This is a genomic window from Psychrobacter sp. 1U2 (assembly GCF_051847575.1).
In genome coordinates, this window is sequence record NZ_JBPYDC010000003.1 from 57,696 (window position 1) to 79,538 (window position 21,843).

18 protein-coding genes are annotated in these 21,843 nt (G+C 44.5%); 8 read left to right on the forward strand and 10 right to left on the reverse strand.

The features are described 5' to 3' along the window. Positions 1 to 24: 24 nt before the first annotated feature. The 6 genes from ACS8FD_RS02330 (at position 25) to ACS8FD_RS02355 (ending at position 5,906) form a co-directional block, all read left to right on the forward strand. Complete coding sequence (locus ACS8FD_RS02330) at positions 25 to 657, forward strand: RlmE family RNA methyltransferase (RefSeq protein ID WP_439274268.1); 633 nt, start codon at positions 25 to 27, stop codon at positions 655 to 657. Between the two features lie 305 nt (positions 658 to 962). Next, positions 963 to 2,858, forward strand: coding sequence for an ATP-dependent zinc metalloprotease FtsH (ftsH, locus tag ACS8FD_RS02335; RefSeq protein WP_439274269.1), 1,896 nt, complete (start codon positions 963 to 965; stop codon positions 2,856 to 2,858). Between the two features lie 244 nt (positions 2,859 to 3,102). After that, positions 3,103 to 4,005 (forward strand): dihydropteroate synthase, encoded by a 903-nt coding sequence (gene folP, locus ACS8FD_RS02340; protein WP_439274270.1) that lies wholly within the window; start codon positions 3,103 to 3,105, stop codon positions 4,003 to 4,005. A gap of 124 nt (positions 4,006 to 4,129) precedes the next feature. Further along, entirely contained in the window at positions 4,130 to 4,405 is a 276-nt protein-coding gene (locus tag ACS8FD_RS02345; protein ID WP_439274271.1) for an FAD assembly factor SdhE, read from the forward strand. An 82-nt stretch (positions 4,406 to 4,487) separates the two neighbouring features. Beyond that, positions 4,488 to 4,955 (forward strand): hypothetical protein, encoded by a 468-nt coding sequence (locus tag ACS8FD_RS02350; RefSeq protein ID WP_439274272.1) that lies wholly within the window; start codon positions 4,488 to 4,490, stop codon positions 4,953 to 4,955. Between the two features lie 225 nt (positions 4,956 to 5,180). Beyond that, complete coding sequence (locus ACS8FD_RS02355; protein WP_439274273.1) at positions 5,181 to 5,906, forward strand: YidB family protein; 726 nt, start codon at positions 5,181 to 5,183, stop codon at positions 5,904 to 5,906. A 163-nt stretch (positions 5,907 to 6,069) separates the two neighbouring features. On the opposite strand, the gene ACS8FD_RS02360 is transcribed toward ACS8FD_RS02355, so the two are convergent. From ACS8FD_RS02360 to trmB, 3 genes are all read right to left on the reverse strand, one after another. Further along, positions 6,070 to 7,197 (reverse strand): regulatory protein RecX, encoded by a 1,128-nt coding sequence (locus tag ACS8FD_RS02360; protein WP_439274274.1) that lies wholly within the window; start codon positions 7,195 to 7,197, stop codon positions 6,070 to 6,072. A 50-nt stretch (positions 7,198 to 7,247) separates the two neighbouring features. Next, positions 7,248 to 8,315, reverse strand: a complete 1,068-nt coding sequence (recA, locus tag ACS8FD_RS02365; protein ID WP_439274275.1) for a recombinase RecA — start codon at positions 8,313 to 8,315, stop codon at positions 7,248 to 7,250. A 1,174-nt stretch (positions 8,316 to 9,489) separates the two neighbouring features. Continuing rightward, entirely contained in the window at positions 9,490 to 10,341 is an 852-nt protein-coding gene (gene trmB, locus ACS8FD_RS02370; RefSeq protein ID WP_439274276.1) for a tRNA (guanosine(46)-N7)-methyltransferase TrmB, read from the reverse strand. A gap of 346 nt (positions 10,342 to 10,687) precedes the next feature. On the opposite strand from trmB, the gene ACS8FD_RS02375 reads away from it, so the two are divergent. Beyond that, the gene (locus ACS8FD_RS02375; protein ID WP_439274277.1) at positions 10,688 to 11,617 is read left to right on the forward strand and encodes a DUF2628 domain-containing protein; all 930 of its coding nucleotides are present in this window, start codon (positions 10,688 to 10,690) and stop codon (positions 11,615 to 11,617) included. A 3-nt stretch (positions 11,618 to 11,620) separates the two neighbouring features. On the opposite strand, the gene ACS8FD_RS02380 is transcribed toward ACS8FD_RS02375, so the two are convergent. The 6 genes from ACS8FD_RS02380 to ACS8FD_RS02405 all read right to left on the reverse strand — a co-directional run bounded on the left by ACS8FD_RS02380 (position 11,621) and on the right by ACS8FD_RS02405 (position 21,242). After that, positions 11,621 to 13,507 (reverse strand): monovalent cation:proton antiporter-2 (CPA2) family protein, encoded by a 1,887-nt coding sequence (locus ACS8FD_RS02380; protein ID WP_439274278.1) that lies wholly within the window; start codon positions 13,505 to 13,507, stop codon positions 11,621 to 11,623. Between the two features lie 65 nt (positions 13,508 to 13,572). Next, positions 13,573 to 14,277 (reverse strand): hypothetical protein, encoded by a 705-nt coding sequence (locus ACS8FD_RS02385; RefSeq protein ID WP_439274279.1) that lies wholly within the window; start codon positions 14,275 to 14,277, stop codon positions 13,573 to 13,575. Between the two features lie 533 nt (positions 14,278 to 14,810). Continuing rightward, positions 14,811 to 15,965 (reverse strand): cation diffusion facilitator family transporter, encoded by a 1,155-nt coding sequence (locus tag ACS8FD_RS02390; protein WP_439274280.1) that lies wholly within the window; start codon positions 15,963 to 15,965, stop codon positions 14,811 to 14,813. A gap of 167 nt (positions 15,966 to 16,132) precedes the next feature. Next, positions 16,133 to 18,388: a primosomal protein N' gene (locus ACS8FD_RS02395; RefSeq protein WP_439274281.1), complete on the reverse strand. Its 2,256-nt coding sequence runs from the start codon at positions 18,386 to 18,388 to the stop codon at positions 16,133 to 16,135. A gap of 240 nt (positions 18,389 to 18,628) precedes the next feature. Next, positions 18,629 to 19,009 (reverse strand): RidA family protein, encoded by a 381-nt coding sequence (locus ACS8FD_RS02400; protein WP_439274282.1) that lies wholly within the window; start codon positions 19,007 to 19,009, stop codon positions 18,629 to 18,631. A gap of 52 nt (positions 19,010 to 19,061) precedes the next feature. Continuing rightward, the gene (locus ACS8FD_RS02405; protein ID WP_439274283.1) at positions 19,062 to 21,242 is read right to left on the reverse strand and encodes a RelA/SpoT family protein; all 2,181 of its coding nucleotides are present in this window, start codon (positions 21,240 to 21,242) and stop codon (positions 19,062 to 19,064) included. Positions 21,243 to 21,255: 13 nt separating this feature from the next. Here ACS8FD_RS02405 and ACS8FD_RS02410 point away from each other — a divergent pair, with 13 nt between their 5' ends. Then, complete coding sequence (locus ACS8FD_RS02410) at positions 21,256 to 21,381, forward strand: hypothetical protein (protein WP_439274284.1); 126 nt, start codon at positions 21,256 to 21,258, stop codon at positions 21,379 to 21,381. Between the two features lie 185 nt (positions 21,382 to 21,566). Here the strand turns inward: ACS8FD_RS02410 and rpoZ are convergent, their stop codons facing one another. Next, entirely contained in the window at positions 21,567 to 21,827 is a 261-nt protein-coding gene (rpoZ, locus tag ACS8FD_RS02415) for a DNA-directed RNA polymerase subunit omega (RefSeq protein WP_025644612.1), read from the reverse strand. Positions 21,828 to 21,843: the final 16 nt, after the last annotated feature.

Sequence of the window (21,843 nt, forward strand, 5' to 3'; positions counted from 1 at the left end):
GTTGTCAGTATAGGAGCAAGCATCTTGGCTACCCGTATCGAAAATAAAAAACTCTCAAAAAGTAGCCGTGCTTGGATGAAAGAGCATCTCGATGACCATTATGTGAAGCAAGCGCAAAAAGAGGGCTATCGTGCCCGCGCAGCTTACAAACTGCTAGAGATTAATGAGAAAACTCAAATTATTACTAAAGGTATGACCGTAGTTGATTTGGGCAGTGCTCCTGGTAGCTGGTCGCAGGTAGCAAGCAGACTGGTAGGCGACACTGGTACGTTGATAGCTTCTGACATTTTACCGATGGATGCTTTAGCTGATGTCACCTTTGTTCAAGGTGATTTTCGCGAAGCTGAGGTTTTTGACGCTATCATGGCGAAAGTCGGCGATAGCCAAGTTGATGTAGTCTTGTCTGATATGGCTCCCAATACCGCTGGTAACAGCGCTGTTGATCAGCCACGTATGATGTATCTGTGCGAGCTTGCAGTAGATTTTGCATTGGCGACGCTACCCAAAGGCGGCGCGCTAATTATGAAAGTATTCCAAGGCGAGGGCACACAAGAGCTCAGGCAGCAAATGCAAAGTGACTTTAGTAAGGTTCGCAGTATTAAACCCGCCGCTTCCAGACCACGCTCAAAAGAGATGTTTTGGATAGCGATTAGATAGTTTTTAATAGGGTTAAAGCGCGGCTAGGCTTGCTACAATAGTTAACTGAAAAATGATATCTAGTGGTTGAATTGTACCGATTAAAACCATATATCGTGGTATATTAGCTTTGTTTTAAGCAATCATTAAAATGAAGTCGTCTAAGAATAACTGTTTATTTATATTGGTTTTTATCTTTTAATCGTGGCGTTTAGTCACCATATACTATATATAGTCAACATAAAGACTGAAATAAATAATGGGTTAACGCTTTGAAGGCGTCACGTGTCGAGTTGACACACCAATAAGTAGGGATGGGAAAGCTTGTGAGCGACATGGTAAAAAATACCTTATTGTGGCTGGTGGTAATCGGCGTTCTAGTGCTAGTGTTTAGCGGCTTTGATCAATCATCTGAGCCGGATAACCTTAACTACTCTGAGTTTGTGACCGCAGTGTCAGAAAATCAAGTAGCTAGCGTTGAGATCGACGGTGAACAAATCACTGGTGAGAAGAAAAATGGCTCAACGTTTGAGACTATTAGACCTGCCGTGGCTGATGAGCAGTTAATGCCAATGCTACGTGAAAATCAGGTCGAAGTTGAAGGCACAGCACCAAAACGCCAAAGCATACTGATGCAGCTACTGATTGCCAGTTTCCCAATTCTGTTGATCATAGGTCTCTTCTTATTCTTCATGCGCAATATGCAAGGTGGCGCTGGCGGTAAAGGCGGCGGCCCTATGAGCTTTGGTAAGTCAAAAGCGAAAATGCTGAGTGAAGATCAGATTAAGGTTAATTTCACCGACGTCGCTGGCTGTGAAGAAGCGAAAGAAGAAGTGGTAGAAGTGGTCGAGTTTTTACGGGACCCTGATAAGTTCACTAAGCTTGGTGCGACTATTCCTCGTGGTATCTTGATGGTCGGTCCTCCAGGTACTGGTAAAACCTTGCTAGCCCGAGCTATCGCTGGTGAAGCTAAAGTACCGTTCTTCTCAATCTCAGGTTCTGATTTCGTTGAGATGTTCGTTGGTGTCGGTGCTTCGCGTGTTCGTGATATGTTTGAGCAAGCAAAGAAAAGTGCGCCTTGTATTATCTTCATTGATGAGATCGATGCGGTCGGTCGTCACCGTGGCTCAGGTATGGGCGGCGGTAATGATGAACGCGAGCAGACCCTTAACCAATTGCTCGTTGAGATGGATGGCTTTGAAGGTAATGAAGGGGTGATTGTTATCGCCGCGACTAACCGTGCTGATGTGCTAGATAAAGCGCTATTGCGTCCCGGCCGTTTTGACCGTCAGGTGCAAGTTGGCTTACCAGATATCAAAGGCCGTGAGCAAATCCTAAAAGTGCATCTCAAAAAACTACCAAATACTATTAGTGTGGATGCGCGTGCTTTGGCTCGTGGTACACCTGGCTTCACCGGTGCTCAGCTGGCTAATCTTGTCAACGAGGCCGCACTATTTGCCGCGCGCCGCAATAAGCGTAGCGTCGATATGAATGACTTTGAAGACGCTAAAGATAAGCTATATATGGGTCCTGAACGCAAATCGATGGTAATCCGTGAAGAAGAACGCCGTGCCACGGCTTATCATGAGTCAGGCCATGCCTTAGTCGCTGAATTACTACCGGGTACCGATCCGGTGCATAAGGTAACGATTATGCCGCGCGGTTTCGCTCTAGGGGTCACTTGGCAGTTGCCTGAGCATGATCAGACGAGTATGTATAAGTCAAAAATGCTCAATGATATCGCTATCTTATTCGGTGGCCGTATCGCAGAAGAAGTGTTTATCGATCAGATGTCGACTGGCGCTTCTAACGACTTCGAACGTGCGACTAAGATGGCACGAGCGATGGTGACTAAGTATGGTATGTCAGATGCGCTAGGTATCATGGTCTACGAAGATGATGATAGCTCGCAAGGTTACTTCGGCGGCGGTGGTCGGACGATTTCTGAAGCCACGCAGCAAAAGGTTGATGACGAAGTACGCCGGATGCTAGAAGAACAATATGATATCGCTCGCGAACTGATTGAGGCTAACCAAGATAAGATGCATGCGATGGTAGACGCGCTTATGAAGTGGGAAACGATTGACCGCGATCAGTTGCAAGATATCTTAGCCGGTGAAGATCCACGTCCACCGAAGATTTATCAGCATAACGAAGTTAATTTATCGAAGGATAGAGGCAAGCCTGAAGGTACTATTCCGCCACCTCTACCAGCGATGTAGCGTCGATAATGCCTTTGATGAATACTAATTAATTATGAAAAGCCCTTTTTTATAAAGGGCTTTTTTTGGTTAAAATTTTGAGCTTTTATTGAATAGTGATCTGATACCCTTAAGAAAATGTCTAGGCTTAGTGTTAGCAGCCAAACGCGTTAAGAGATTTTAGGTTTAGCGCTATTTTACTGATATGATAAGCTAAAAATTAATGATGCTTTATCTGTAAATTTTTATCTATATGGGATTGATTATGCCATTGTTTCAGCCTTTACCTGCTTATAGTATCAGCGTACATGATAAAACTTTAGACTTGTCGAAGCCGCAGATTATGGGTATTTTGAATGTGACCCCAGATTCGTTTTCTGATGGGGGCCAGTTTAATGCTATAGACAGCGCCCTAAATCATGCGATAGAGATGATAGCAGCTGGCGCGGCTATTATAGATATCGGAGGTGAATCTACGCGTCCGAACGCTGAAACGGTAGCGACCAGTACAGAGGTTGAACGTGTCGTACCTGTAGTCAAAGCCATTCGCGCACACTGTGGTGATGAGGTATGGCTGTCGATTGATACTAGCAGTCCACAAGTAATAGAAGCAGCATTCGCCGCTGGCGCAGATATTTGGAATGATGTACGCGCTCTAAAACGTGAGGGTGCTGCTGCCATGGCCGCAAAGTTGCAGCTACCAGTGATGCTGATGCATATGCGCGGTGAACCGACTACGATGACCAGCTTGGCGCAATACGATGATGTCGTGAGCGAGGTTATGACAGAGCTAGCAGCGCGGGTAGAGGAAGTGACTAGTCTTGGCGTCAAACGTGCTAATATTATCCTTGATCCAGGGTTTGGTTTTGCCAAAAATTACGAACATCATTGTGCGTTGTTGACTCAACTAGCAAAATTACAAAGCTTAGAGCTGCCGCTGATGTTTGGCATTTCACGCAAGCGCTTTTTGGCAGAAGTCCTCAACCATAGTAATATTGAAGCAGTGCAAAACTCACCCGCTATCGAACGTGATATGGTGAGTACTGCTGCGGGTTTATTTGCGCTACAACAAGGCGCGGGTATCATTCGTACTCATAATGTAGCGATGATGCAGCAAGCCGTAGCACTTTGGCAGCAGCTTACAGGCTATAATAGCTTACTAGCTTAAGTGAGTGATGCTTAATATTTCGTGTGACACCAATATAAACTCAGCTCATTTTAAATCAAACACGCATTACATACTTAACAACCGCTTCAGCAACAACCACTTGTTAACGACTAAAGAGTTATCTATGACTACCCAACCAGAGCCCACCACTGAGCAGCGCCGTATTATCTATCAAGCCCGTCGCGGTCTCAAAGAGCTAGATTTTTATATTGATCCTTATGTCAAAGAGCTTTATCTAACGGCTGATGCTGCTGAGCAAGCCACCTTTGCTGAGTTGCTCACTTATGAAGATCCTGATTTACTAGATTATTTTACCAATCAAAGTCAGCCGGATGACGCTGCGGTTTGGGAGTTAGTGAATAAAATTAAGACCTGGCGTCATAGCAAGGACTTAGTGTAGCAGGCATACATTTACACCCTTATAGGTGCAAACAACTTGCCGCTTTACTCAACGTACTGGACTCAACGTACTGGATAATTAGATGTCCATGTCACGCCTATCGCTACGGATTGATACTCCTATTCAGCCTACCAGCTATCTGCGTACCTTATTGTATGGCAGTTTGGCGGCTATTATTATTCTATTAGCTTGGCTAGCGAAGCTGTGGCTTTGGCAGTATGTACTAATTCTGCTGGTAGCGGCTGCTGTCAGTAGTTATTTAGCCTTATCCACTCCTATCTTAATGCATCTCAGTCAGCCTCTGGTTAGTAAGCGCGTCGATTTAGGTTGGCAGCTATTGATGCGTACGGGGCGCGCTGATGAGCTATGGCAAGCTAAGCTGTCTACAGCTCATCAGTTTTCATGGTTAATACATTTAACACTTGTTATAACTGAGCCTTATCAGCGCTCCTTTACGGTGACGATATTTCGCGATCAAGTGAGCGCTGAACAGTGGCGACAACTGTGTATTTTAGCTAGCAGTGTCGATTGCGCTACTAAAGACGATTAAAGCGCCAAACTGCTTTAAGCAAATACCGGCTCTATAAACACTAGACGATACAAGCCATAACAAAATACCCTTCTAGCTATAGAAAGGGATTTGTTATATTGATCGTAAGCCAAATATTGGCAGTCTTAATCAACATAGAAGCTTAATCAGCTAAGACTTATTTATCATAAGGTCTACTGATTAAAGGTTTCGATGATTATAAAATGATTATAAAAGGAGAGTGTTATGAGTTTACTAGGGAGTTTGGTCTCGCAGGTTGCGCGTAGTGCTATGGATCCAAACGATGCGCAGCGTAATCCGGTCAATCAGCGCACTAGCCCGCGCCGTACTGGCGGTCTAGGCGATATATTGGGTAGTGTACTAGGCGGCTCGGCAGGGGCCAATAGCAGAGATGGCTATAATCCGCAGCAATATGGTCGTCAAGCAGATAATGGTCTTGGTCTAGATGACCTATTAGGTGGTCTAACAGGCGGGGCGCAGCGCGGTGGTATGAGTTCTGGCTCAGGTGGACTTGGCGATATCTTAGGCAGTGTGTTGGGCGGTGGTCAGCGTAGCCGCGGCGGCTTCGGTGGTAAAGGCATGCTCATAGCAGCGCTGATGCCGATGGTGCTGAGCTGGATACAGCGTAATGGTGGCTTAAGTGGCGCCCTATCAAAAATTACTGGTATGGGACATGAGGCACAAGCGCGCTCTTGGATGAGTACTAACGAGCCAAATGATAATCTAGATCCTAATGAGATCAACCGTCTATTCGATGAAAATGAAATTCAGCAGGTAGCGGCACAAACAGGAGCCAATGATAGCGAAGTCCGACAAGGATTGGCAGAGCTATTGCCTGAGGTGATGAATCAGCTAACACCGAATGGTAATTTGGATAATGAAAGAGAAGCGAATCAAGAAATCGATCAAATTATTGGTCAACTATCGAGTCGCTTAGGTACTCTTAAGTAGGTACTCTCAAATAAGCATTCTTAAATAAGACGTCATCAAGCTACATAAGATTGAAAAACAGCGTCGAAAAAAGGAGTCCCTACCCGTAGAGGCTCCTTTTGAATTTAAAAGTGATTTAGCTGCTCAAGTAATGATTCAATATGAGTCTGCCACTTATATCACCCTAAAAGCGCTCGTCTAGCGTGTCTAGGGTATAGTTGAGTGCTTGAAAGCAGATATCCGTTTTAAAACCGCGATATTGCAAAAATCTTAGCTGTTTAGCCTTTTCTTTTTGCTGCACTGGTACAGTGTCGCCATACTTTCTAGTACGAGCTTCTACCGCTAATTTGAGCCAATCAACACCTTCAACTAAGCTGTCATCATTATCAACGAACTCGCGAAACTCTTCAGATTCGCTATTTGCCATATCGATGAGCTCATCAATATTACTCGGCATGGCTATTTTCTTTTTATAAAACTCTTGCTTGATACGCTGGCGTCCGCGGCCTTTACGGATATTTTCGCGAATGAGCATAAGCGTAGTGCGATAGTCACTTTGATAGCCTTTGTCGCTAAACTCATCGAGTAGCTTATCTATGCTATCGGGATCTTGTTCTTTATCGATTAGCTTTTGTTTGAGCTCTGCTTTGCCGTATTCTCGGCGTGACAAATAATAAAAAGCCAGCCAGCGCAAACGGCTCTCAGCTTTGATAGCATCGAGCTCGGCTTGCTTTTGTTCAGGGGTGCGCAGGTAGGCTTTGAGCGCTGAGGGTAGGTTGTCAATGTCGCTAGTGGTTAAGTCTTCTACATAATTGTTACTTTTGCTAGCATCGCTAGAGTGTTCATTATTAGCTTGCGAACCCTCTTTATGAATACTACCTTTAACCTCAGCTAACATTTGCTGGATAGTCTGAGTTTCGGGTGCCACATAAACTGGAGTATCACTAGGCTCAGCAACAAAAGTAGCCGCAGCATGAAAGCGTTTTTTACGCTTTTTACGCTTTGTAGATTTTGCCTTAGAATGTTTTGATAAAGGCTGAGTTAAAGGTTGGGTATTTGATAAGTCATCAGCGTAGAGCTCTGCATCAATGTCCTCTATTGACGCAATATTACTCTTACTCTCAGAAAAAGGCTCTGAGCTTTGTAGCTTAGTGCGCTGTGTTTTTTTTGTTTTTCTGCGGTTAAATAGTTCGGTTTTTCTGGTAGTTGAGCTTTTATTGTTATTATGACGTTTTGGTTTGCTGCTAGCAGCAGAGCTAGCCGAATCGGACTCCGATTCGGCTAGTATTTCGGCTAATGTTTTAATCTGCATTTTTAACCTATAAGATATTCAATAGCATGTAGCTTTTTGCGCTTAAGCCATTACTGCATGGGCGTTGCTTCCAAGTCCTGACCGGCGTCTATATCTTTATTATTAGCTCCGAGTTGCTCGTCAGTCCCTGACCCTAACTTTTCGGCACGAATCTTGGCTTCGATCTCTTCTGCGATAGCAGGATTTTCTTTTAAGTAGATCACAGAATTGGCTTTACCTTGACCAATCTTTTCATCGCCGTAGCTATACCAAGAGCCCGCTTTACCTACTGCGCCAATCTCAACGCCAAGATCGATGACTTCGGCTAAGTGGTTAGTGCCTTCGCCATAAGTAATCTCAAACTCTGCTTGACGAAACGGCGGCGCCATTTTGTTTTTGATGACTTTAACACGAGTTTGGTTACCGATGATGTCATCACCGTTTTTGACCGCACCGATACGGCGAATATCCATCCGTACAGAAGAATAAAACTTCAGTGCATTACCGCCCGTAGTGGTCTCTGGACTACCAAACATGACGCCAATTTTCATACGGATCTGGTTAATAAACACCACCATACAGTTAGAGCGCTTAGCATTACCAGTAATCTTACGTAGCGCTTGACTCATCAGGCGTGCCTGTAGACCCATATGCGAGTCGCCCATTTCACCCTCAATCTCTGCACGCGGTGTGAGAGCCGCGACCGAGTCAATAACGATCATATCGACAGCGCCTGAACGTACTAACATATCGGTAATCTCAAGTGCCTGCTCACCATTATCAGGCTGCGAGATTAGCAAATCATCAGTATTAATGCCTAGCTTACGCGCATAAACTGGATCAAGCGCATGCTCAGCATCGATAAAGGCACAAGTACCGCCTTGCTTCTGGCATTGGGCGATCGTTTGTAGCGTCATGGTGGTTTTACCTGAGCTCTCAGGGCCGTAGATCTCAATAATACGTCCTTTAGGTAGGCCCCCGATTCCGAGAGCAATGTCTAAGCCTAGAGAGCCTGTCGAGACCACATCAACATCCATAGCAACGGAGTCGTCACCGAGATGCATGATAGTGTTTTTACCAAATTGCTTTTCGATTTGTCCTAGTGCCGCTTTGAGTGCTTTAGCTTTGTTGTCGTCCATAATGGACTCCTTTCAGTAATGAATGATTTACAAGTATGTTTTAAGATATAGGAGTTGCTAAATGAGTAGGGATAGCTTTTATGAGCCTAAAATAGTTGAAACGGTTAAGGCTATGATTTAGATATCTATCTTTACTATACAGTAAAAAAAATAGGCTTAGCAGTAAAATTAAGTTTAGAGAGTTACTGTCAGTAGGTTAGCCGCCTAGTTGACTAACCGCTAATGAAAGTTTTATTAAAATTGCTAAACAAATGATAGAGTTGAAAACTAAGAGACCTATAAGGATAAGCTTTTTGTTCGTTTATTAGATAAGGTAATTATAACAAAATCCAAGGCAAATAATGAGTTTGTCGCACTCTAAGCGACAATAGATGTCGCATAACTTTCAGAATTTTATAGGTTTTTGCTATCGCTCGTTTAGCTTATTTTAAGTTCAGATAACGTAACTTATTTAGTTTGAAAAACTACAGATTTGTCAATAGCAAATACAGTTGTCCACAGCAAAAAGAAAATAAATTTTTGCTCGCTGTGAAACATAGAAAGCTGTTGAATTTATTTTAAAATAATTAGAAATAAATTTTTATTGTTTTAAATACATCTTAAGACATTGATTTATTTGACAAAATAAATTGTATAAAAAGTAACCAATTTTACCTAAAGCGTTAAGCTATCGAGTCAAATCCTTGTCAAGCCCTTAGTTATCCACAGGGTTATCCACAGCTTCTGGGGAGAACTCTGTAACCCCTTATACTATCAATGTTTGCGCAGATTTTAAAATAAGCAGCGGCTATGAAGTTGCGATGAAAGTAGGCAACGACTTTCCGTTATACAGGGCTTAGATTCCTCTAAGTGCAAGGTTTCACATGTAGTCAGCACTATATAATCGATCCACTATAAAATAAATACAGTGTCACTAGGATGAATTTTGCGCAGCCTCTGTGAATACAGCACGCAAGGAAAATTTGTACTAGTGGCACGCTATCACAGTCGTACTCTTTTATTTAGGATTTATTATATTTAAGCTATTTTTTAATAAAGATCCTAATGCTCTTAGCTATCTTGCCTTAAGCCTTCGATAGAGTAGCCTAAAATGCAAAAAAGCGACTGTTGGTAACAGTCGCTATGGGTATTCAAATAGGAGTCGAAATGATAAATTTAAAGAGTCTGATGACAGCTAGTCTTTAGTATAAATTAAATCCCATACGCCATGATCACGGTCGATACCGCGGCGCTCAAACTTGGTCATTGGCCGAAAGTCAGGACGAGGAGTAAAGTTGCCTTTGCCGGCTTGATTGCTAAGTCCTGTAAAGTTATCGAGTACCTCAAGCATCCAAAAAGCATAATGCTCCCAGTCGGTCGCCGTATGAAACCAGCCACCAAGCTTTAAGGTGCGAGTGACAATCGCCATACGCTCGGCACTGACAAAGCGGCGCTTAAAATGACGTTTTTTGCGCCAAGGATCGGGGAAATAGAGCTGAATGCGATCGATATGATTCTCAGGAAGCTGTTTGAGTAGCTTTATGGCGTCGCCGTTGATAATCTTGATATTAGTCAAGTTTTGTGTGCCTGCCATATAAGCGCATTTACCGATACCAGGCTCATGCACTTCAACACCGATGAAGTTACGAGTCGGGTCGGCTATTGCCATTTCAATCAGTGAATCGCCGAGGCCAAAACCTATCTCTACCGTAAGCGGCGCAGCGCTACCGTTTGGACTATCCTTGAATAAGACGCGTAGATCATCAATGCCGTCAAGATTGCCATCGCCAAAGCTGTTATTGACTAGATACTCTGCAAATCTAGGATCGGTTAACGCTTGCTCCGCATTTTTATTCATATGTGTGCGGCGCTTCATAAAAGTGTTAACGATACGAATATGCTTATCGTTATTGGCCTCTAAGTCGTCAGTTATAGATGCAGTGTTAACGGTTTTAGAAAGGTTATCGCTAGTACTCTCTAATGAAATATCTACTGGGCTAGCAACTGGAGTATCAATAGGGTTATCGGAGGAAGATTGTGGACTCATAAGATGACTAAGACTTTATAAAGTAATAAGTAGACAAGTATTATAAGTTAAATCTATAGGGTTTTTAAGTGAAATATAGCTAGCAGGAGACCAAATACGGGCCAAAGGGTCTGTTGCAGTGTCAATAGGGCTTGCACGGCTCCAAAGTGCAGACCTCAAAACCGACTACCATTTGACTAGTAGATGCATGCAACTTAGCAATATTCTATAATACCTAAGGATAATTCTAGTTAGCTCAACCTGCACATGATGTGCTAAGTATGTTTGTTCTGAAGGTGCTTTTTAAGACTACCTTTAATTATTTTAAAAAAGCCCCAATGCTCCAAAAAACAATAGGGCCCATGCTATGTTATTTATCGAGACGGATTCGCCGCCACCCTTTTATCAAGAAAAGCTAACTGCTGCTCGGCGTAAGCAGCTGGATCAATGGTTCATTGGTCATCGTACCCAAGACTATTATCTCAAGCGTTTTGCTCAGTTTGATGAGCAAGGTTATTTATCCCCTAAATGGCACTGGGCAGCATTTTTTATTACCTTTCCTTGGTTGCTCTATCGCAAGCGTTATATGGATGCGATCGTCTATAGCGTCGCGGGTTGGTCCTTTATTCAGCTGACGATTACGATCGTTTTGGTGTTTTTTGAGTTTGCGGCGATGTCTTTTATTCCGGACGCTTATCAGATGCCAGTAAGAGTTGCGATAGCGGCTATAATTTGGTTTTATTGGTCGTTTATGGTGGCGCGCTGGACGGATGCTTATTATTACCGGATGGCAAGGCGTGAGATCGCCGATGCTTTAGATAAGTATCCGCGTGATGAAGCGGCGCAAAAAGCGATGCTACGGCGTGAAGGTGGCGTTAGCCTATTCGGTTTAGGACTGGGCTTTGCTATTTTTGCCTTTGCCTTGACGGTTATTAAGGTGCAGTTTTTGCCCATTATCGCTAAGCCAAAAGAAAATGAAGTTTTGTTTGATGCTTATGATGTCACTAAAACTGCACAAAATCAGGTGGCGCTAGCTTATCAGCAAACGGGGCGTTGTCCTACTGAGCTGCCGATAGCCACTAGCAATCCAAAAATACAAGTGACCATTGCTACGCAAACGCCAAGCGTACCAAAAACCGATTGCGCAGTGACGGGCACTATTCAAAACGTGAGGTTTCCGCTGCGCTATTTGAATGGACAGACACTAGTGTTTTATCATTTGCCAAACGAGGAGAATTGGCGCTGTACGAGCTCGTTAAACGAAAAACAAGCACCTGCCTATTGTGTTGCTGATTAATCATTAATTTTTTGAATGGGGTAGGGATTCTTGATCCTTATCAATCGGTGTGGCTTGGCCTTTAAGCTCCTCGTAAAACTCGCTTAGATCCATTGTGCGTGCCTTACCGATATCCTCATCGAAGAGACTTTCAAGCTCTGCCATCGCTGATTGCGCCGATTCAATCATACTCGCTTCGTCGTCATAGATGGCTTGCTGGCGTTCAATTAAATCATCATCGTAATCGCGGAAAGTCTGTACGGTTTCGCGCGCTTTTTCAGGAGAGATGCCCAATAACTGCAATGACTCACGTGACATATCTAAAGAAGATAAATAAGTCTCGCGCCAAATATGACGAACCCCAACCTCACGCAAACGGTAATAGTGCTGCCTATCCCGCGCTCGCGCTAAAACAATCAAATCTGGATAATTCTTGCGTAAATACTCAGCAGTCGTGATAGAGCGCTCTAAATCATCGATAGCTAGAATAAATAACCTTGCTTTATTAATACCAGCAGCGCGTAGAATCTCGGGGTTTTTGGGGTCGCCATAATAGACTTGGTTACCGAATTTACGTACAAAGTCCACTCGATTCGCTGAGCGTTCAATGGCAGTAAATTCAATATTATGCATACGCAGTACTCGGCCAATAATCTGTCCAATACGGCCAAAACCGGCGATAATGACTTGATGTTCATGATCAGGAATGGTGTCGTATTCTCGCCTAGGTTTACTCTTAGCGAATAAAGGTTCGCCTGCTTTTTCGAGTAATAAAAACGCGAGCGGCGTTAGCGCCATGGAGATAGTCACTACCAAATTAAGTGTGTTAGCCAGCTCTGGCCGCAAGACGTTTTGCGCGCTTGCCACACTGAATAATACAAAGGCAAACTCACCACCTTGCGCTAAGGTCACCCCAAGCCGGATGCTCGTCGGCCAGCGATTACCTGAGATTTTTGCAATAGCCGCTACTACGCCGAACTTGATGACCATCAACGCTAGAGCACAGCCAACGATAAAGACAGGTTTGGCAAGGATAAGCTTAACATCAGTCAGCATACCCACCGACATAAAGAACAGACCTAACAGCAATCCTTTAAAGGGCTCGATACTGGCTTCTAATTCGTGACGGTACTCTGAGTCCGCCAATAGCACACCGGTCAAAAACGCGCCTAACGCCATTGATAGTCCGATCTGCTCCATTAAGATAGAGACGCCCATGACGATAAATAACGCTACAGCCGTTAGCAGCTCAGTTGCGCCGCTAGACGCCACGAACTTGAAGAAAGGTCTAACGATATAACGGCTAGAAAAAATCAAACCGGCAAAGACGGCAAAAACCTTACCAAAATAAATCAAATCATAGCTTTGTTCACGCACCCCGGATAAGAAAGGAATGACAGCGAGTAGCGGAATAACCGCGATATCTTGGAACAGTAAAATAGTAAAAGCTTCGCGGCCATGCGTACTGGAGAGTTGCTGCTTTTCGGTCAAAATTTGTAGCACAAACGCGGTAGAGGAGAGCGCTAAACCAAAGCCGACAATGAAGGCTGTATCAAGTTGTAATGAGAAAAACTGATATAAAATCGCCATTAACACTATACCGGTCAGACCGACCTGCAGACCGCCTAGCACAAAGATTGAGCGGCGCAGTGCCCATAGACGAGAAGGCTGCAATTCAAGACCGATGATGAACAGTAGCATCACTACGCCAAACTCAGAAAAATGCAACAAGCTCTCAGCATCGCCTGCGACATCTAACGCGCTTGGGCCTAATATCAAGCCGGTAATCAGATAGCCTAAAACGGTAGCGATACCGAAACGTTTACCAAGCGGTACAAACAGCAGCGCTGCTCCCAAAAAAATAGTCGCTTGTAGCATTAAGTTTGGAGAGCCGGCGGCGGCTGCGAACATAGTAAATCCTTAGCAATCAGTATCAAGCGTACCAACATGGTTAAATAAAATAGCAAAAAGGCGACTTATTTTTTTCGATAAATTTTCCATACTGAGTTGTCCGCGATCGGGTTGCTATAAGCGTCATTGCGGCGTTTACGCGGTGTCTGCCGACTATCCACGATCTTGAAATCAGGCAACGCATGGACAATTAGACCGGTACGATAAAAACGAACGCGTTCAGGCTCTAGCATCTCACCTTTGTTATCGCGACAGAACACGTAGGCTCGTAGATCGATAAACTCTCGATGGGCAACTAACCTAGCTTCATCATCTGCCTCGAATACGGCAGTCATACGCTCAACCTCTTGCGCAGTATAATCGCCGCATTTATCAATCAAGGCACTGACTGAGCCAAAGCTTTTAGATTCTTTGGCGCGGGTTTTGGTCAGATGTAAGCGCTGCACGTTAAAAATAAACTGCGGAATCTCAAGGCTGGCAGGTAGTGGCAAATGATCAGGGGGCATATCTGCGGCAGGATAAAACTCCTTGGCGCGCTCCAATAAACTTTGCCAGCGCTGCTGATAAGCTTGCACTTCATTAAGGTTACCCTCAAAGATAGGCATATCACGAATTTGCCGTAGAACATCAGGCGGAAACTGCTCATTACGAAAGCTGGCAATATCTTCTTGTAACGTTGATAGCAGTACTTTGGCGTACTTTTTGCCGTCTTTTGAGACAGGATCATCGATGTAGTCGGGAGCAACAAAAGGTGCTGAGCGTCTAGACATGGCAATAGCTCATTATTGAAAATTGATAAAGCTGCGATCACTACTAAATAATAGCAAAAAGCCGCTCATTATAGATAAAATTATCATTATTATAACCACATAAACGGCTATACGTTTAATTTAGTTCTAAATTTAAACCTTTATAATGATTGATATTTTAAAATAGCTCTTGTGGAACTTGAAACGCCATGTCCCATAAAAACGCTTTATCTAAACATAGAAAACGCTACTCTGGGTTAGCCATCGCTAGCAAAATCATCATGAATATTGTCCGTACCATACTGATATCTATACTAGCATTAGTTTTTGGGTTTTGGCTCATCATGGCGTCGAATATGGGGCCCGTTTATTTGCCGCGAGTAATGAATGGGGGCTTAGACATTGGAATAAGAATGCTGTTGTTGGTATCTGGCTTAGTTATTTGGTTAATCACTGTCATTTGGTTGATAAGGATTATTTACCGCTACCTTGTTAAGCTCATTAAGATAGTTAAATAAACTTTGCCCACTCAATCTTTTGTCCGAAATTTTTAGTTAATGATTATGGCCAATATGTCCAGTATCACTCAGTGCACGCTCGGAGATATCACAGACAAGCGCGTCACTGTGAGCCATAGTCGGAGGATGCGATAGGCTCTCGACCTGAATAGTCGCATGACTAATTCCTAAGTCCTGCAAGCGCTGTTCAAGCTCGCTAATCAGCACACTAGACTCAGTGATGCTCATCTCACCATCGACCACCACATGGCAAGATAAAGCATTCAGGCCGCTAGTAATACTCCAAATATGCAAATCATGAATTCTCTCGACCTGTTCATGATCGAGCAAGCGCTGTTCAACCGCTTCTAATGAGATACCTTTTGGTGTGCCTTCCATTAAAATATGTACCGAATCACGCACCACTCGATAACCGCTGACCAATATCAAAACAGCAACAATGACCGAAGCGAGCGCATCCGCCCATAACCATCCAAAGCCTATCATCAGTAGCGCGGCGATAATTGCGGCCACTGAGCCCATCAAATCACTTAAGACATGTAGATAGGCGCTTTGCATGTTGAGGTTGGTTGGTTTTTTGGTGCCTGATTTGCTCTCAGCGACTGAGTTATGATCATGGCCTGCATGACTGCCGCCACTCTTACTGCGGTGCATTAGCCAAGCCACTAGGATATTAACGAGCATACCGATAGTAGCGACGATCAGCATGCCTTGAGTAGCGATATCTGGCGGCGAGTTAAAGCGTTTGATGGCTTCCCAAAAAATCATCAGCGCAATAATCACTAAGGTTGCGCCATTGACACCAGCAACTAAGATCTCAAAACGCTTATAACCAAAAGTCTTTTGATGAGTCGCTGCTTTTTCACCGATTTTAAAGGCCAGCAAGGTCGCGCCTAATGCTACCGCGTCGCTGAGCATATGACCGGCATCAGATAATAACGCTAAGCTTCCCGTCAGCAAACCGCCAACAGCTTCGATAATCATATAACCGGTAATGATAATAAAACTAATCAATAGCGTGCGCTGATAGCCTTTGGTATCTCGCGGCGCGGTAGTCTGCTCTAGATGCTCGTCATGATCATGCTGGTCTTCATCGTTGTAGAGATAATGTTCAGCCTTGTTATGAGCCTTACGGTTAGCACTATTATCAGTATAAGGCTTATGTTTAGGGTTTGAATGGTCGGTACTCATTAGTCTTCTCACACTCAAAGCAGTGGATGGGAAATCGATAGCTTAGAATTTAGCATAACTGGCAATAAGAAGCTGTAACGCTGCCGTAACGGCTAAACCTTGTATAGAGAAAACGAAGAGGTATAGAGAAGATAAAGTAGACAAGACACCATAAACGTATTAAAAAATCACCAACCGACAGGATCAATATCTAAGGTCAGCTTGAGATATTTAGTACTAGGCAAAGCCAGCACAGGCTGCCACCAGAGCTTGAGAATATGATGCAGCTGCGCGCGCTCTTTGGCTAACAGCAGCAATTGCGAATGATAACGGCTGTTCTTTTTACTCATCGGCGCATCGATAGGGCCGAGTACTGCAAGCTTGTGCCCAGTGGGTAAATGAGCCACGGCGTCTTTTAGCGCTTGCGTGGTCGCCGCTAACGTCTTGCCTTCACAGCGAATTAAAGCGGCATGACTAAAGGGAGGTAAGCCCATCATTTTGCGCTCTTGCAATAGCGACTGCGCAAAGGAGTAATAGCCGTCCTTGACCAGCTTAAGCAGCAGCGGGTTATCAGGTTGTAGCGTTTGAATTAATACACGGCCGGCCTTATCGCCGCGGCCGGCTCGGCCCGCGACTTGAATCATCAGCTGCGCGGTATGCTCAGGCGAGCGAAAATCCGCGGACAAAAAGCCTCTATCGGCATTAGGCAAGCACACGAGCGTGACATTGGGAAAGTGATGACCTTTAGCGACCATTTGCGTGCCGACTAGAATCGCCGGCTTACCTTCGTTAATACGCTGATAGATATTCTCCCAGCTGTCCTTACGCCGAGTGGTATCACGATCGATTTGAATGATTGGATATTGTATTTTACTGGTTTGCGGATTAGCAAACAGCGCATGTAAGTTTTCGCTAAGTCTTGTCGTCCCCATCCCTTTGGTATCTAAGTTTTGGCTTGCGCAATCAGGACAGCTGCTTGGGATATAAGCCTGCCAATCGCAATGATGACATTTTAAATAAGAGCTGCTGTGGTTTTGGCGACTGTAATGCACCGTCAAGTGCGCGTCGCAGCGTGGACAGTCTGCTTGCCAGCCACAAGCGGCGCACAGTAATACGGGCGCGTAGCCGCGTCGGTTGAGAAATATTAAGACTTGATCGCCAGCTTCGAGCGTTTGTCGAATAGCATTGATCAGATCATGAGTCAGACCAGTATCATAGTTTGTACCATCGTCTTCAGTTTGTTGATGCGTGGTTTGTAAACGAGCATCGATAAGCTGCATAGTTGCAGGTTTGGCACTGCCAGGGCGAGACGTTAGCTGAGACTCTATCAGTTTGCCATCTGCCACGAGTTTTAGATGTTCAAGCGTTGGGGTCGCGGTTCCGAGCACTACAGGAATCTTATATTGAAGGCCGCGGTATAGCGCCACATCTGCGGCATGATAGCGCAGCGTATCTTGTTGTTTATAGGAGCCATCATGCGCTTCATCAACGATGATGAGTCCTAAATTGGCAAAAGGATACAGCACAGCTGAGCGCGTACCGATGATGATTTGTGCGTGACCGGTGCGGCAATCTTGCCAACCTTGCAGCCGATAAGTATTGGTCATACCTGAATGTAGCAGAACAATTTGCGCGGCAAAGCGACTGGCAAAGCGCGCTCGCGTCTGCGGCGTTAAGCCAATCTCTGGCACGAGTATGAGTACTTGTTTACCAGCTTCTAGCACCGCTTGCATCGCTTGTAGATAGACTTCTGTCTTACCACTACCGGTAATACCGTTTAGCAAAATACCTTGATACTGCTCTGCGCTATGAGCGGCAGTAATAGTCTTAACCGCAAGCTGTTGCTCTGTGCTTAGATCAAGCGGCATCTTCGCTAGGCTGACTGGCTTTGGCGCTGATTTGTGCTCTATGTAGCGCTCAATTAAGCCTTTATCTTCTAGCGTCTTCAAAAAGCTACGCTGCATCCCTTCTAATAGCAGCACATCTTCACTCGCCCCGCGCTCGCCATGTAATTTGAGCATGTCGAACTGCTGTTTTTGCTTCTTTGCATTGGCATGAAAGTCATCATCAGTGACGTGCGGCAAAATGCGCCAATGGGTAATCAGTAAGTCGAGCGGCTTACCTTGTCGCACTAAGCTTGGCAACATGACGGCGAGTGCATCGCCTAAAGGATAATGGTAATAACGCGCGAGCCAGTACGCGAGGCTAAGCATGGCGCTATCGACGATAGGTTCATCATCTAGGCATTGATTAATAGCTTTGAGCTTGCTCGCCGGAACATCGCTATCCGCTTGCACAATCTGAGCGATGACGATACCGATTAGAGTTTGCCTACCGAAAGAAACTTCGACACGGCTACCTATCTTAGGTAATGAAAAGTCTGTAGGTACGCTATAGTCGAACACCCGATAAAGGGGAACGGGTAGAGCAACTTGAACTAACATAAATGACGCTCGCAGCCTTATTAATACTTGAATTACAGGGATTGATTGCTAAAAGTTGAGTGAAGAATACTAATAGATGAGGCACTAATTTTATTTGTACGTAATATAAGCAGCAGAAACAAGCAAGCCCAAATTGCCGTTATCGATAACCGCACTTTGGGCTTCAGCTTTTTTAACTTTATAGGACTGACTTTGGCTTTATGACTTTAGCCTTGATAATTTCAGCCTTAATGATATCAGCTATTCTATATGCATAATCGATTCAATCTCAACCACGCCGCCTTTAGGTAGAGCGGCGACTTGTACCGCGGCGCGGGCAGGGTACGGCTCGCTTAGATTCGCAACGAATACTTCGTTCAGCGCTGCAAAGTCGTTCAAATCGGTCAAGGAGACGTTGAATTTGACCACATCATTGATAGTACCACCAGCAGCTTCACAAATCGCTTTAATATTCTCAAAGACTTGCTTAGCTTGCGCTTCAAAGCCTTCTTTTAGCTCCATCGTATCCGGGTCAAAACCAAGCTGTCCTGAGATATAGACAGTATTACCAACCTTTACCGCTTGTGAGTAAGTGCCAACAGCGGCTGGGGCTTTATCGGTTTGGATAGTTTGACGGCTCATGATTATTCCTTATAGTAAGTCAATAGGGGTGTAGTTATTTGGGATAAATTTTTTATAGTTGATACAGACGCATAATATTAGGGAAGCCTAATAGCGATCTGAGCTCACGTATACCTTGGGCTAAGTGCACACGGCTACGAACGACCACATGGACGATAGTATCGCTATGGCGTACATCGATAGTCTCTACACCGATATTTAACTGGCGTAAATGATACACCACTTCGCTGATTTGCTCATCGCTTAGCGAGATGGAGAGCTTGAGATAAGCTGGAAAACGTATTTTATTACTGACATCATCAGATTCGTTTTGTTTAACCGCTTTATCGTCGCGCCACCGTAGCTGGATGATTTGGTAAGGATTGTCCTTACGAATATCATCGAGCGAAAAACACTTATGTCGATGGGCCACTAACCCATGTCGTGATAAGTGGCCAACGATAGGGTCGCCATAAATAGGGTGACAGCAATTGGCAAAATTAAGCTCAACACCAGCAGTATTGACGATCAGTTGTTGCGGCTGCGAAGCTTCATTGTCCACCGCTTGCAAACTTGTCATCTCATCACTGAATAAGCGCGAAACGACGAGCTGCGGCAGTAAGGTGCCAGAGCTTATTTGCTCAAACAGGGTGTTTTTATCATTGAGACCACGCCACTCAAGTAGGTTATCCCACTCAGAGTCGTGCAAGTCAGCTAAGCTTTTATTATACGTTTTTAGCGCGCGATCTAGCGCTTGTTGGCCATGACGCTGTTTTTCACTCGTGGTTAAGTCTTTAAACCAGCGTAGAATCTGTTCACGGGCTTTGTTGGTTACCACAAAGCCAAGCCACTCCGCTTTGGGCTCAGAGTCGCTATCGATTTCGATCTCGACTAACTGTCCGTTTTTGACTACCGTACCGAGTTTGGCTTTTTCATTGTCGATATTAGCGCCGACGGCGACATTACCGACCATGGGGCCGACGGCATAAGCAAAGTCAAGCGCGGTTGCGCCTTGTGGCAGCTCATAAGCTCGGCCTTGCGGGCTATAGCAGAGGATCTTACTAGAATGCAGGTAGTCCATCAACTCGTTGATAGTAGATACTGCAGCGGTAAAGTCAGGGTCATTCTCATTTAAGGTTTCTTCATCGACCAGCTCTTTCATATTACGTAGTGAGGCTTGAATCACCGATTGACTGACATCAGAGGCGTGCTCAGCGCCGATTACGCCTAGACGCGCTGCATGCTGCATCTTTTTGGTCATGATGACTACTTTGATACAGTCATTGTCACGCTCATAAAGTAAGGTCAAAGATTGATTGCCACCGGGTAGTGGGCGGCGAATGTTGTCCTGAATATGCGCATCTTCGATTTGATATTTTTTGATGAGATAATAAGCCAGCTTGTCACAGGCCTCTACCGTATCAAGGACAATCTCAAAGGAGTAGTGACGCAATAAGGCATTAATCTCACCGCGGTTACGAAAGAATTGACGGTACATCGCAACGCGGTTATCTAAGATCTTGACGTGACCGTTTAATTCTAAATTATTTAATACCACAACCAAATAGCGGTGGATGGCTTCTTTTTGAAAATTACGGCCAAGGCCGTGCTGCAATAATTTATCAGACAGCTTGTTATACATCACTGAATTAAGATTGCGGTAGCAGAGCACCTCAATATAATCAGCAATATCATTGATGCCCATCAAGCGGGCAAAAGGCACGTAAAAATCTAAAGTTTCTTGCGCGGTGGCGCGCTGCTTTTCAGAGCTGACCGCATCCAGCGTTGACATGTTGTGCAGACGATCTGATAGCTTGATAATTAAGACGCGCGGATCTAATAAAGTGGCGGTCAGAATCTTATGAAAGGTCGCCGCTTTATTTTGCTGTTTATTATATTTTGAGGATTTAAGTTTAGTGACACCATCAACCAATCTAGCGACCACTTTGCCATAACGCTGCTCAATCTGCTCACCAGTCACTTCGGTGTCTTCGACCGTATCGTGCAAAATCGCGGCAATAATCGTATCTCTGTCTAAACGAAAACCCGCCAAAATCTCAGCAACAGCAATAGGGTGGGTAATATAAGGCTCACCTGATTTGCGTTTGTCCTTGATATGAGCGATATCACCAAACTCACAAGCATCGATAATGTCACGGCGATCGTCACTACTCAAATACCCAACCGAGCGCAGCAAATTATATTGAGCCTCGTCCACTAAACGATGACTGAGCTTGGGAAGAGTTTGGCTCATACAGGAGTGTCCTATGACTGAGCGCCTATCGGTGGGCGCCTATAGCTTGGCAATGGATTTAGCGGCTATTGTTTCGTTAAAAAACAAGCCAAAAATGAATAAAATAGACTCTAAAACGTTTTTGCTTTCCACACTCTAATTAATCGCAAATTACCTGCAATGTCAACCACTAAGCGCATTCACTCTGTAAATAGCAAAAAACAGTTTTTTAAATCACAAAAACCACAGCTTAATACTGTGGTTCTCTAGCGCTATTCGAGTGCATCGGTAGCTATGTCAGCTTACAGAAACCTATCTTAGCAGCTGTTTTTTAGCAACTATTATTTAGAAGCTATGATCTCCTGATAACGCTAAGTCCAATGAGCTAGTCGCAAAACTATGCTCAGGTTGGTTTAAGATATCGCGAGTAATTTTGCCGTCTGCAATTTCGCGCAAGGCTAAAACTGTTGGTTTGTCGTTATCGACTTCAACAAGTGGCTCAGCAATACCTTTTGCTAGTTGGCGAGCGCGTTTGCTAGCGACAAGTACCAGCTCAAAACGGTTGTCTACATTCTCTAAGCAATCTTCAATTGTGACACGTGCCATAGTTAATTACCTCAGT

Bases quoted from the DNA above. Each gene is read 5' to 3' on its own strand.
- ACS8FD_RS02345 (WP_439274271.1), top strand. From the start codon at position 4,130: ATGACTACCCAACCAGAGCCCACCACTGAGCAGCGCCGTATTATCTAT.
- ACS8FD_RS02400 (WP_439274282.1), bottom strand. From the start codon at position 19,009: ATGAGCCGTCAAACTATCCAAACCGATAAAGCCCCAGCCGCTGTTGGC.
- ACS8FD_RS02395 (WP_439274281.1), bottom strand. From the start codon at position 18,388: ATGTTAGTTCAAGTTGCTCTACCCGTTCCCCTTTATCGGGTGTTCGAC.
- ACS8FD_RS02410 (WP_439274284.1), top strand. From the start codon at position 21,256: ATGACTGAGCGCCTATCGGTGGGCGCCTATAGCTTGGCAATGGATTTA.
- ACS8FD_RS02355 (WP_439274273.1), top strand. From the start codon at position 5,181: ATGAGTTTACTAGGGAGTTTGGTCTCGCAGGTTGCGCGTAGTGCTATG.
- ACS8FD_RS02350 (WP_439274272.1), top strand. From the start codon at position 4,488: ATGTCCATGTCACGCCTATCGCTACGGATTGATACTCCTATTCAGCCT.
- recA (WP_439274275.1), bottom strand. From the start codon at position 8,315: ATGGACGACAACAAAGCTAAAGCACTCAAAGCGGCACTAGGACAAATC.
- ACS8FD_RS02380 (WP_439274278.1), bottom strand. From the start codon at position 13,507: ATGTTCGCAGCCGCCGCCGGCTCTCCAAACTTAATGCTACAAGCGACT.
- trmB (WP_439274276.1), bottom strand. From the start codon at position 10,341: ATGAGTCCACAATCTTCCTCCGATAACCCTATTGATACTCCAGTTGCT.
- folP (WP_439274270.1), top strand. From the start codon at position 3,103: ATGCCATTGTTTCAGCCTTTACCTGCTTATAGTATCAGCGTACATGAT.
- ACS8FD_RS02390 (WP_439274280.1), bottom strand. From the start codon at position 15,965: ATGAGTACCGACCATTCAAACCCTAAACATAAGCCTTATACTGATAAT.
- ACS8FD_RS02375 (WP_439274277.1), top strand. From the start codon at position 10,688: ATGTTATTTATCGAGACGGATTCGCCGCCACCCTTTTATCAAGAAAAG.
- ACS8FD_RS02405 (WP_439274283.1), bottom strand. From the start codon at position 21,242: ATGAGCCAAACTCTTCCCAAGCTCAGTCATCGTTTAGTGGACGAGGCT.
- ACS8FD_RS02385 (WP_439274279.1), bottom strand. From the start codon at position 14,277: ATGTCTAGACGCTCAGCACCTTTTGTTGCTCCCGACTACATCGATGAT.
- rpoZ (WP_025644612.1), bottom strand. From the start codon at position 21,827: ATGGCACGTGTCACAATTGAAGATTGCTTAGAGAATGTAGACAACCGT.
- ACS8FD_RS02360 (WP_439274274.1), bottom strand. From the start codon at position 7,197: ATGCAGATTAAAACATTAGCCGAAATACTAGCCGAATCGGAGTCCGAT.